Genomic DNA, 10,792 nt, shown 5'->3' on the forward strand with positions numbered 1-10,792 from the left:
AAGAGGTAAACCTCATGTCCTCCACTCCGAAAATTCTGGTTATCAATGGACCAAACCTAAATATGTTGGGTTTGCGTCAACCGGAAGTCTATGGGTCTGAAAGTTTGAGTGATGTGGAAAGCCGCTGCCAGAAAAAAGGAACAAGCCTTGGTCTTGAAGTGACATGTAAGCAAAGCAATATGGAAGGTGATATCGTTACCTGGATTCAACAAGCCAGAAACGATTACGACGGTATCCTGTTAAATGCAGGGGCTTATACACATACTTCTGTTGCTATTCATGATGCAATTCTTTCCAGTGAAACTCCTGTGATTGAAGTACATCTGTCAAACATCCATGCGCGAGAAGAATTTCGTCATCATTCTTTCATCAGTCCTGTGGCTGTTGGAATGATATGCGGATTTGGCACATTTGGATATGACATGGCAATGGATGCGATTAAGGCTCATCTGCAAAAATAGAAAACCATCCAAATGGATGGAATTAATGACAAAGACGAAAAAGGAAAGTCATGGGTAAGTTCGAATTTGACGCAGAAAGCGTTGGTAAAGTAGCTGATATGATGAATGAAAAGGACCTTGCCGAGGTTGAAATCGTTCATGACGACTATTCTATCCGCTTGAGCAAAGCATCTGCAATTGCACCTGTTATGGCAAGTGCGCCAGTGGCAGCAGCAGCACCAGCACCAGTTGCAGCGCCTGCAGCAGCACCAGCTGCTGAAGCAGCGGCGCCTGCATCTATGGAAAACCATCCTGGTGCGGTAAAATCCCCAATGGTTGGTACAGCTTATTTGGCAGCAAATCCTGATTCACCAAACTTCGTAAAAGAAGGTGATGCGGTAACAGAAGGTCAGACATTACTGATCGTTGAAGCGATGAAAGTAATGAACCAGATTCCAGCACCAAAATCTGGTACAGTGAAAGCGGTTCTTGTTGCAAATGCAGAACCTATCGAATTCGGTCAGCCATTGGTGGTTATCGAGTAATCAGCCCCCTCAATGAGTTGGAGATTTATCGGTGTTTAAAAAAGTACTGATTGCAAACCGTGGTGAGATTGCACTTCGCATCCACCGTGCCTGTAAGGAAATGGGCATCCAGACTGTTGCCATTCATTCCACAGCGGATGAAAATGCAATGCATGTCCGTCTTGCAGACGAAGCCGTATGTATTGGCCCACCTTCCCCTGCGGAATCTTACCTGAATAAAGCAGCTATTTTGACAGCTGCAAATATCACAGGTGCAGATGCAATTCACCCAGGTGTTGGTTTCTTGTCCGAGAATGCCGAATTCGCGGAGATGGTTGTTGAACATGGTCACACATGGATCGGCCCATCCCCTGCTCATCTTCGTATGATGGGTGATAAGATTGAAGCGAAAGAAGCTGCAAAACGTCTTGGTATCCCTGTCGTACCAGGGAGTGACGGTGGAGTTGATAGCGAAGAAGATGCTCTTCGTCTGGCAAAAGAAATTGGCTTCCCATTGATTATCAAAGCTGCCTCTGGCGGTGGTGGCCGTGGTATGAAAGTTGCCAATTCCATCGATGAAGTTGCAGAAGCGTACAACATTTGTCGGACAGAGGCGAAAGTTGCCTTTGGTGATGATGCTGTTTACATGGAACGTTACCTGGGCGAGCCTCGTCACATTGAGGTTCAGTTGATCGCAGACGGTCAAGGCGGTTGCGTCCATCTTTGGGAACGCGATTGTTCCGTACAACGTCGTCACCAGAAAGTAATCGAAGAAGCACCGTCCCCAGCCTTGGATCAAGCGGCACGTGAAAAAATCGGTAAAACGGTTACTGATGCGATGGTTGAAATGGGCTATGCAAGTGCGGGTACAATTGAGTTCTTGTATGAGCGTGGCGAATTTTTCTTCATTGAGATGAACACACGTCTTCAAGTGGAACATCCTATTTCAGAAATGATTTGTGGTGTTGACTTGGTGCGTGAGCAAATCCGTGTTGCTGCTGGTAAAAAGCTTTCCTTCAAACAGGAAGATATCAAGCTAAACGGTCATTCTATCGAATGCCGTGTTACAGCTGAGCATCCTGAAACATTCATGCCTTCCCCTGGTAAGATTACCGATTATCATGCACCGGGTGGCCTTGGTGTACGTGTTGATAGCCATCTTTATACGGGGTATTCCATCCCACCATATTATGACAGTTTGGTTTCCAAGTTGATCGTCCATGGTGATAGCCGTGAAGAATGTTTGAAACGTCTGGATCGTGCCCTTGGTGAATATGTGATTGGTGGTATTGAAACCACCATCCCGCTTCATCAAAAGCTCATCCATGAAGACGCTTTCAAATCAGGTGACTATGACATTCACTGGTTGGAAAAATTGATGGGCTTAAAATAAGCTTTATTGATTTTCAAAGATTTAAGGTCGTTCATTTTGAACGGCCTTTTCTTTTATATATTGAAATCTTGCGCCCATCTTTGTGCGTCTGAAAAAGTATCGAAAATACGAGATTGTATTTTATCAGCATCCACATGTTGTTGATAAACTTCTGTGAAATTAATGATATCTGGATCAGTCGTAATAATCGCGATTTTCATAAATCTAAATTGTCCGAATGCAGCATTGTCAAACTTGGCAGTTATGAGCGCGTCTTCATTGGAAATTAAGACCCCAGATGACTTTGACATATCCCAAATCTGATATTTCGATTTATGAAAATTCGGATGTTCCCAGCAATCTTCATTGGCCTTCCTGAGGTCCAAATGATCGCTACTTCCGTCAAATATTATAACCATCCCTGATCCGTCGAAATCGACTTTATATGGCATTTTTTGCCCCTGTTTTTTATTAAGATTTTCACAATCATAATTTGTCGTCAAAAAGAAATCTAGGGTTTTAAACGTGAATCGGGTATACTAATTCTATCAAATATGGATGGAGAGACTAGAGAAAGTCAAAATGGAACCCTTTGAAATAACACCAGAAGTTCTTATTAAAGCCTATGCTGTCGGTGTCTTTCCCATGGCCGAAGACCGCGATGACGAAGAACTATTCTGGGTTGATCCGCGTATGCGCGGTGTCATTCCTTTTGACGAATTTCATGTCCCACGTCGTCTGAAACGGACAATCCGCCAACAGAAATATAATGTCACCTTCAACAAGGATTTTGTCGGGGTGATGGAAGGTTGTGCAGAAGAAACCACCACACGTCCAAGAACCTGGATTAACAATTCCATCTTTGATTTATATACCTCCCTTCATATGAAAGGCTGTGCCCATTCTGTCGAAGTTTGGGATGGGGAAAATTTGATGGGTGGTCTATATGGTGTGTCCCTTGGAGGCGCCTTTTTCGGAGAAAGCATGTTCAGTCGTGCCGCCGATACCAGTAAGATTGCCCTTGTCCATTTGATCAGTCGACTGGTTAGTGCAGAATATACATTATTAGATACCCAATTCATCACCGATCATCTTTCACAATTTGGGGCAAAAGAAATCCCACGGGATGAATATAGAGACTTATTGGAAGATGCCCTTCGTATTCCGACAAATTTTGCGCGCAACTATGAAAAGGACGAAGCCGTTGATTTCGTGAATAAGTTGAGCCGCCAAAACATAAAAGCCTCACAAATATAATTTTTATTTCTTTTCAACCTGACGGACTAAGTCTATAGTTTTAAAAGCGGATCAGGCTGCTCTAATGTAAGAAATAAAAAAACTACAACTATAACAGCGTTTAAATGGGTTTTAATATATGTCTGTGAACTTAAAGATCTATACGATCGTTCTTCTTGTTCTTGTCACTTCAGTCACCATCGCCACAACAGGTATCGTCAAAATGACATCTGTGGGTAATGAGCTGGAAGAAATAGCACATGAAGATATTCCGTTAACTGAGATCGTGACCAAAATCACCATCCACCAACTAGAGCAAGCCGTTATGTTAGAACGTGCCCTTCGAAGTGCTGGTGTCAAAGATGGCGCAAATTTTGATCGTGACAGTAATACTTTCACCAAATTGGCACATAAAGTTGATGAAGAAATCCTCATCGGTGAGAAACTTGCCAAAGGTGCCATTGATCATGCTTTAACTGCAGAAAGTAAAAAAGAATTTGAACATATTCTTGAAGTTTTGGTTGAAGTTGAAAAGCAACATAAGATTTATGAAGATGAAGCGTTTAAAGTCTTTGATATCATTAAAAGCGGTGGTGAGATCGGCAAAGAAGCCCATGACCTAATCCTTGATATCGAAGATAAACAGGTTTTCCTTGAAAAAGAACTGGAAGCCCTTCTTTTTGAAATCGAAGCCTTCACCGAAGAATCTGCAGAACATGCCCTTCAGGATGAAAAATCCGGCATCGTCTTGATGTTCGTATTTGGTGGTATTTGTATCGTGGTTGGTTTAGGCCTTGGCGTATTCATTGGCCGTAATATTACACGTGGCATCAATAATCTAACCCAAAGCATGACAGCTATTGCGAATGGAGAATTAGATACAGAAATTCGTTCTTTACGTCGTAAAGATGAAATCGGAAAAATGGCCCAAGCTGTAGATGTGTTTAAACAAAATGCGCTTAAGGTACGTGCATTGGAAGAAGAACAACGCCAAGCACAACGCGTTGCGGAAGATGAACGTAATCAGGCGCTTCGTGATATGGCGACAGCTATTGAAACTCAGATGGACAAATCTGTTCAATCCATTAAAGCTCAGGCACAGGAAATGATGGATGTGGCGGCTGAAATGCGTGATTCCAGTGCAATTGTAAGTTCTAATGCAACAACAGTGGGCCATTCAGCGGATGAATCAAACCGTATGGCACAAACAGTTTCTGCGGCGACCGAAGAACTTGCTGTTTCCATTCGTACCATTACAGATCAAATGTCTGCATCCCGTGATGTATCTAACAAGGCCGTAAATGCGAACGTTTCCACGAAAGAGAAAATTCAGGCACTTTCTGGTACAGTTTCTGAAATTAGCGAAGTTGTTTCTTTGATTAACGAAATCGCAGAACAAACAAACTTACTTGCCTTGAACGCAACGATCGAAGCGGCCCGCGCAGGTGAAGCTGGTAAAGGCTTTGCGGTTGTGGCAAGCGAAGTGAAATCTTTGGCATCGCAAACATCAAAAGCGACAGAAACCATTTCCAACAACATCGAAAATGTACGTGGTGAAACACAGAAAGTTGTCGATGCGGTAAATGAAGTTGATACAGCGATTGAAGAAGTGGATGCAATTGGTCAGGAAATTTCTGATTCTATTTCTCAACAACAAGAAGCAACTGATGAAATCAGTGTTTCCGTTGCGAAAAGTGCACAGGTGGCACAAGAAGTTTCAGAACGTACAGTGGAAGTTGCGACCGAAGCTGAAAGCACCAAAGATAAATCTTCACGTATTGAAACGACTATTGCTAGCCTAAGCGAAAACATAAGTAACCTAAGCACAGAGTTGAAGGTTATTTTGGATGAAGCTGGCAAAGCAACAAGTGGTCGTAGCAACCAACGTTATGATGTTTCTATTCAGGCTCAACTAGATCTTGGTGGTAAAAAAGTAGCTGTAACAGTTACCAACATTTCCAATAGCGGTATGTTGCTCACTTCTAGCCAACCAATTGAGAAGGGCGAAGAAGGTACAGCCAAGATTGACGGTGTCAGCATGGAACTTCCAACGCGTATTCGTGGTCATAATGATGATGGCAGTATCAGGGCTTCCTTTGATGATCTTGATGATCTCACCCTTGCGAAGCTGGATAATGAACTTCATCGTTTAGGTTCATAAAAAAACAAGAAAGGCATCCAAATCTGGATGTCTTTTCTTTTTGTATCTAAGAACGTTAAACGAGTTTTAACTGCCTAGCTTATCCTTTAAAGAATAATATAACATACCGGCAACAAGCCCCGGATAGCGTAACAATGTCCCGCCCGGGAAATTTGGGGTCGGTACGTCGGCAAAGACGTCAAACCTCTCTGCAGTGCCGGAAACGGCTTCTGCAATGACCTTGCCCGCCATCGTGGTTAACAACACGCCCTGTCCAGAGAAACCTAATGCATAAAAGCAGTTATTCTTTAATCGTCCAAAGGCCGGCATACGGTTCAGGGTGATTGCTAATGTCCCACCCCATCCGTAATCAAGTTTCACGTCTTTCAATTGTGGGAAGACTTCCAACATATATTTGCGCACAAATGTCTTAATATCAGCTGGAAACTTACTAGAATAGTTTTCACCACCACCAAATAATAATCGGTGATCAGCAGAACAACGATAATAATCCACAACGAATTTTGTCGCATCAATAGCCACATCATCCCGGATTAACGCACGTGCCCCCTCTTCACCTAATGGTTCTGTTGCTACCATGAAATTATTGATCGGCATAATCTTTGGCGCCACACGTTTGTCCAACTTGCCTAGATATCCATTACACGCGATTACGGTAAACTTAGCATTCACCTCACCAAACTCGGTTTTGGCAGAATGGTCTTCTGTGACAGTTTGTAAATTTGTAACGGGGCTGTCTTCGTATATTTTAACGCCTGCTTCTTCGGCTGCACGTGCTAAACCAAGCGCATAATTTAGCGGATGAAGATGCCCTGCATCCATATCCAGTATACCACCATGATATTGTGGCGTAGCCAGCATGTCATGCAGCTCATTCTTATCCACGTAACGCATATGCGGATAATCATATTTTTCCCGCATGAAATCGACTTCTTCTTCCATCCATTCATTATGGGATGTTTTATAAGCACAAGTTAGAATACCCGGTTTATAGTCACATTTAATATCATGCTTTTTAATAAGGCCTTGCTGTGTCTGTTTTGCTTCGACAGCATAATCCCAAAGAAGGCGGGCATTCACCTCACCCAGCATTTCTTCAAGCTCGTCTTGGCCTTTACGCTGCCCTGTACAAACCAGACCACCATTACGGCCAGACGCGCCCCAACCAATACGTTGAGCTTCCAAGACCACAACCTTATAGCCTTTTTCAGCCAAATGAAGTGCCGAAGATAAGCCTGTAAAGCCTGCACCGATCACAACAACATCCGCATTGATAGGTTCTGTCAGCTTTGGACGCGGCTCATCACCAATCGCAGTCGCTGCATAATAAGAACCTGTATGTTGTGGATGCGTCATAATTCACCTCTGTTATTTGGAATAATCTACAAGACCTGCATAATGTGATCACATTCATACAGTAACATATAAAAATTCATAGAGCCAGATCACCACGAAGGATGGGCCAATTCTACTTCTTTAAAATCTGTATGGTCTAATCGTCGTTCCACTTATACCAAGCAGCAGCAGCACGCAAATACCAAACACGCAAACTTGCAAATGGAAAACGCGGCGTATGACCACGCATCACAACGGGAATAGCTTCATCGGCTGTGGTTTTGCCTGCGATGATCTCTGCCATCATTTTTCCGGCCCATGGGGCTGTATTTACCCCATTGGCATGATAGCCATAGCTGTAATAAATAGAGGGGTCATCACGGTCATATCCCATGGACGGAGCTAGCTTCATGGACATGCAGACAAAGCCACGCCAATAATGGCTAATTTCCACACCACGCCAATGAGGGAAAACCTCATAAACACGTTCCGCCATCCATTGTTTCATCCGTTCCGCATCATCCGGGCGGCCCGTCCAATCACCACGCGCGCCAAGCATCAAACGATTATCTTTCAGTTTACGGAAATAGAATAGTAAATTGCGCGTATTACAGATCGGCTCTTCCACCTGCCAGTTATGCGCTGCCAACTCATCATCCGTCAAAGGTCGTGTTGTGATAATGTTGGAAATCACAGGCAAAATTCGCTTATCCATCGTTTTCTGTAGCCCATCTTGATAAAACCCATTTGTGGCAATCAAGACTTTTTTTGCACGTAACGCCCCCTTAGCTGTTCGCAGGACATGGGTTGCCCCTTCTTTCGTCCAGTTATCTACATGTGAATAGGGATATAGGGTCGCGCCGTATTTTTCCGCAGCCTGTGCTAGGCCAAGTGCAAACTTTAAGGGGTTTAAAGCAAAGCCAGCTTTCATATGCAAAGCACCAAATTGTTCTTCGCTATCATATCCTACTTCGGCAAATTCTTGTTTGGTCATAACCTTGCTGTCAATGCCAAACTTTTTCAGCGTTGCCGCATAATCATGTAATCCGTCAAACTCTTGTGGACGATGGGCGACCTCTAGATTACCATCACCTTGTCGGTCATAATCAATACCTTCACTTGCTTCCAATTCTGCAGTATAAGCAACACCATCCAACTGACGCGCCCAGAATTTCTTGGTTTCATCTTCGCCGTATTTCTTAATCATTTGCTTGGTAGACATCTTGGTCGCAGGCAAACAGTTAAAACCGCCATTACGACCAGAAGCCCCCCACCCCATGGGACCTGATTCTAAAACAGCAACTTTCATATTGCTGTCTTTAGCCAGATTCATGGCTGCTGAAAGACCGGTATAGCCACCACCAATAATCGCCACATCACAAGCTGCATCCCCTTCAAGTGGCTTTCCCAAATCCGACCTTGGCTGCACGGTTTCCTCCCAATAACTAGGGACATCTTTTCGTGCATACATGGATTTGTGGAATAGATTGGACATTTCGCCTCCCCAAACGAGCTAAATGATTATTTAATCCGCCGAGGCTAAAGGAAAATAAAAATGTGATCAAATTATTTTTTTTGCGTTTTTATCATTCAGCTAAAGACGACGCTTCAGCCTTACATTCTAACACCCAGATATCATAAACCGGATGTTCCATCGCAGAAACAGCGGGACTTGACGCAAACATCCATCCCTTAAATAGTTCACGGGTTTCTTCACCACGTTTAGATTCGCTGATTTCCAGATAGGCAGAAGATTCTGGAGCTTCTTCTGGTGGTGTGCGATCACAATGACGCACCACGATGCTAATTGCACCGAATTTTACTTCTTCATCTAGGCGTGTTTCAAAGGTTGATACACGGGCTGTTACCTTATCTAAACCTTGCAACACAGCAATTGGCTGTTCTACTGCAAAAGCAGGTATGGTTAGCAAGCTAGTAGACAAAATCACTGCAGATTTCAGAAGATATTTAATCATATGTTTCAAACCACATTACGTTAATCCTTAACTATATGAATAAGGATTATGGAGATTTTATGACTTAAAGAAATTTATTCCGCTTGTTCAGTTACAAGGAAGATGGCGCGACCTAATAGATCTTCAAGCGACAAAGCGTCTTTGGTATTTTCCAACTCCCCTTCATCACCGATAACGGCATCACTATGCCCCGGCACAATTCGAAGATATTTACCACCTAACAAGCCATTGCTTGAAATCAAGACTTGTGAATCATTTGGTAATTCAACTTCATCATCTACCGTAAATTTCACAACGGCTTCAAAAGAATTTGTATCAACATATTGTTTGGTGACCGTTCCAACTTTCACCCCACCAATACGCACATCGGATCCAACTGTTAAACCATCCACTGAGTTAAAGCGTGCTTCAACCAGATGTCCACTTGTGCTTCCTGTTTCAACATTCAAGAAACCTACAAATAGAAAAGCAGCAGCAGCGAATAATACCAATCCACCAAGCAATGTTTCAATCACATGTCGTTTCATACCGGTCCATCCCCTTCATCGGATTTTACTGGTGGTTCTTTTGTTTCTTTCTCATCAGAGAAATCTTGTTCGAATATATTGGCACCAAACGGATCATCCAAAAGGTCATCAACGCTATCCGAACTTTCAGAGTTCGCATCTTCATCCCCGAATAAAGATGGATCAGTTGCAAATATATTAGCTGAAGAATTTTCTTCTTTTACTTTTGCCGCGGCTTCTTTTCTTTTTTCATAGCCTGCTTCGCCCATCTGGATTACGCGCTCAAAAACTTCTTCAAAAATGACAGAATCACGAATGAACTCAAATGCATCACCGTCTTCGAGGACATCAAATTCACCACCGACATTAATACTAATATATTTAGATCCAAAAATACCGTTACTGGCAATTTGTGCCCCGCTATCAATCGGTAATTCTATCTCATCATCCATTTTCAATGTCAATTTTACCTGATGATCTTTGTTATTCATCTCTTCAGCAATGACCACACCGACTGGAATACCAGCCAGTAGAACCTCACTGCCAATACCAATGCCATCGATTTTGGAAAAAGTCGCTGTTAAGCGATAGCCTTCTTCATCGGAAGTTGTATCATCATTGCCCATCCATAAAGTCGCTAAAACAAGGGAAGCAGCTACCACCCCTGCGCCGACCAAAGTATGCAGGTTTTCCGTTTTCATGTAAGCCCAACATAATCATTAAAATAAAAACGGCTTTGATCATAAAATATCAAAGCCGTCAGTCCAAGTCGAACTTGGTAAATATTAAAAGAAAAAAGACTTATCTATATATTTTTCTTTTTCCTAAGCTTCCTGTGACCGTAATTCTTACAGGTTACTCCAAGCTTTAGCCTTCTGGAGACCATGCCTGATAATCACCTGTCGCTTTTTCACGATGTCCGCCTTGCAAGACATGCCCTGGCGGGCGATATGCAAGTTCGGTACCTGTGTGATTCGGTTCATGTTCAGACATCCATGGACGGCGTGGTGTTGGATTAGATGGAAATTCATCAATTGTGTAATGCAACCATGCATGAAATTCTGCAGGTACTGCCGATGCCTCATCCTTACCATTGTAGATAACCCAGCGACGACGACGACCTTTAGAAGATTTACGTTGCTGATAATAAAGATTCCCGAAAGAATCTTTGCCTACTTGTTCCCCATTGAACCAAGTGATCACCTTAGTAATTGCATTCGCCATTTTTGGCTGCTCCATAGT

The 10,792-nt window shown here is 43.0% G+C and carries 12 protein-coding genes; 5 read left to right on the forward strand and 7 right to left on the reverse strand.

All coding sequences use genetic code 11. The features are described from left to right. The first annotated feature begins 14 nt into the window (after positions 1-14). Genes aroQ through accC form a run of 3 tightly spaced genes read left to right on the forward strand, consistent with a single transcriptional unit; the run spans position 15 to position 2,357 of the window. Positions 15-461: a type II 3-dehydroquinate dehydratase gene (aroQ, locus tag ACOQOA_RS05060; protein WP_420547560.1), complete on the forward strand. Its 447-nt coding sequence runs from the start codon at positions 15-17 to the stop codon at positions 459-461. A 50-nt stretch (positions 462-511) separates the two neighbouring features. Then, the gene (accB, locus tag ACOQOA_RS05065; RefSeq protein WP_420547561.1) at positions 512-985 is read left to right on the forward strand and encodes an acetyl-CoA carboxylase biotin carboxyl carrier protein; all 474 of its coding nucleotides are present in this window, start codon (positions 512-514) and stop codon (positions 983-985) included. A gap of 31 nt (positions 986-1,016) precedes the next feature. Beyond that, on the forward strand, positions 1,017-2,357 hold the full coding sequence (gene accC / locus ACOQOA_RS05070) for an acetyl-CoA carboxylase biotin carboxylase subunit (protein WP_420547562.1): 1,341 nt from the start codon (positions 1,017-1,019) through the stop codon (positions 2,355-2,357). 53 nt (positions 2,358-2,410) lie between these two features. Here accC and ACOQOA_RS05075 read toward each other — a convergent pair whose 3' ends face one another. Continuing rightward, on the reverse strand, positions 2,411-2,788 hold the full coding sequence (locus ACOQOA_RS05075; RefSeq protein ID WP_420547563.1) for a hypothetical protein: 378 nt from the start codon (positions 2,786-2,788) through the stop codon (positions 2,411-2,413). Between the two features lie 130 nt (positions 2,789-2,918). On the opposite strand from ACOQOA_RS05075, the gene aat reads away from it, so the two are divergent. Together aat and ACOQOA_RS05085 are read left to right on the forward strand one after the other, a co-directional pair. After that, positions 2,919-3,593: a leucyl/phenylalanyl-tRNA--protein transferase gene (aat, locus tag ACOQOA_RS05080; RefSeq protein ID WP_420547564.1), complete on the forward strand. Its 675-nt coding sequence runs from the start codon at positions 2,919-2,921 to the stop codon at positions 3,591-3,593. 118 nt (positions 3,594-3,711) lie between these two features. Further along, positions 3,712-5,733 (forward strand): methyl-accepting chemotaxis protein, encoded by a 2,022-nt coding sequence (locus tag ACOQOA_RS05085; protein WP_420547565.1) that lies wholly within the window; start codon positions 3,712-3,714, stop codon positions 5,731-5,733. 66 nt (positions 5,734-5,799) lie between these two features. On the opposite strand, the gene ACOQOA_RS05090 is transcribed toward ACOQOA_RS05085, so the two are convergent. The 6 genes from ACOQOA_RS05090 to ACOQOA_RS05115 form a co-directional block, all read right to left on the reverse strand. Next, complete coding sequence (locus ACOQOA_RS05090) at positions 5,800-7,089, reverse strand: NAD(P)/FAD-dependent oxidoreductase (protein WP_420547566.1); 1,290 nt, start codon at positions 7,087-7,089, stop codon at positions 5,800-5,802. Positions 7,090-7,225: 136 nt separating this feature from the next. Next, a complete protein-coding gene (locus ACOQOA_RS05095; RefSeq protein WP_420547567.1) occupies positions 7,226-8,563 on the reverse strand; it encodes an NAD(P)/FAD-dependent oxidoreductase in 1,338 nt (445 codons plus the stop codon). A gap of 91 nt (positions 8,564-8,654) precedes the next feature. Then, positions 8,655-9,044 (reverse strand): DUF2155 domain-containing protein, encoded by a 390-nt coding sequence (locus ACOQOA_RS05100; protein WP_420547568.1) that lies wholly within the window; start codon positions 9,042-9,044, stop codon positions 8,655-8,657. A gap of 74 nt (positions 9,045-9,118) precedes the next feature. Beyond that, on the reverse strand, positions 9,119-9,571 hold the full coding sequence (locus ACOQOA_RS05105; RefSeq protein WP_420547569.1) for an outer membrane lipid asymmetry maintenance protein MlaD: 453 nt from the start codon (positions 9,569-9,571) through the stop codon (positions 9,119-9,121). After that, positions 9,568-10,251, reverse strand: coding sequence for an MlaD family protein (locus ACOQOA_RS05110; RefSeq protein WP_420547570.1), 684 nt, complete (start codon positions 10,249-10,251; stop codon positions 9,568-9,570). Before ACOQOA_RS05110 ends, ACOQOA_RS05105 begins: the two co-directional genes overlap by 4 nt. Before the next feature lie 166 nt (positions 10,252-10,417). Then, on the reverse strand, positions 10,418-10,774 hold the full coding sequence (locus ACOQOA_RS05115; protein ID WP_420547571.1) for an NADH:ubiquinone oxidoreductase subunit NDUFA12: 357 nt from the start codon (positions 10,772-10,774) through the stop codon (positions 10,418-10,420). Between the last annotated feature and the right edge of the window lie 18 nt (positions 10,775-10,792).

It is taken from the genome of Curvivirga sp., assembly GCF_965219885.1.
Taxonomy (GTDB): domain Bacteria; phylum Pseudomonadota; class Alphaproteobacteria; order UBA8366; family Aestuariispiraceae; genus Curvivirga.

Excerpts from the sequence above, each read along its gene's own strand:
- ACOQOA_RS05110 (WP_420547570.1), bottom strand. The coding sequence starts at position 10,251 with ATGAAAACGGAAAACCTGCATACTTTGGTCGGCGCAGGGGTGGTAGCT.
- ACOQOA_RS05095 (WP_420547567.1), bottom strand. The coding sequence starts at position 8,563 with ATGTCCAATCTATTCCACAAATCCATGTATGCACGAAAAGATGTCCCT.
- aat (WP_420547564.1), top strand. The coding sequence starts at position 2,919 with ATGGAACCCTTTGAAATAACACCAGAAGTTCTTATTAAAGCCTATGCT.
- accB (WP_420547561.1), top strand. The coding sequence starts at position 512 with ATGGGTAAGTTCGAATTTGACGCAGAAAGCGTTGGTAAAGTAGCTGAT.
- ACOQOA_RS05085 (WP_420547565.1), top strand. The coding sequence starts at position 3,712 with ATGTCTGTGAACTTAAAGATCTATACGATCGTTCTTCTTGTTCTTGTC.
- ACOQOA_RS05090 (WP_420547566.1), bottom strand. The coding sequence starts at position 7,089 with ATGACGCATCCACAACATACAGGTTCTTATTATGCAGCGACTGCGATT.
- ACOQOA_RS05075 (WP_420547563.1), bottom strand. The coding sequence starts at position 2,788 with ATGCCATATAAAGTCGATTTCGACGGATCAGGGATGGTTATAATATTT.
- ACOQOA_RS05115 (WP_420547571.1), bottom strand. The coding sequence starts at position 10,774 with ATGGCGAATGCAATTACTAAGGTGATCACTTGGTTCAATGGGGAACAA.
- ACOQOA_RS05105 (WP_420547569.1), bottom strand. The coding sequence starts at position 9,571 with ATGAAACGACATGTGATTGAAACATTGCTTGGTGGATTGGTATTATTC.
- ACOQOA_RS05100 (WP_420547568.1), bottom strand. The coding sequence starts at position 9,044 with ATGATTAAATATCTTCTGAAATCTGCAGTGATTTTGTCTACTAGCTTG.
- aroQ (WP_420547560.1), top strand. The coding sequence starts at position 15 with ATGTCCTCCACTCCGAAAATTCTGGTTATCAATGGACCAAACCTAAAT.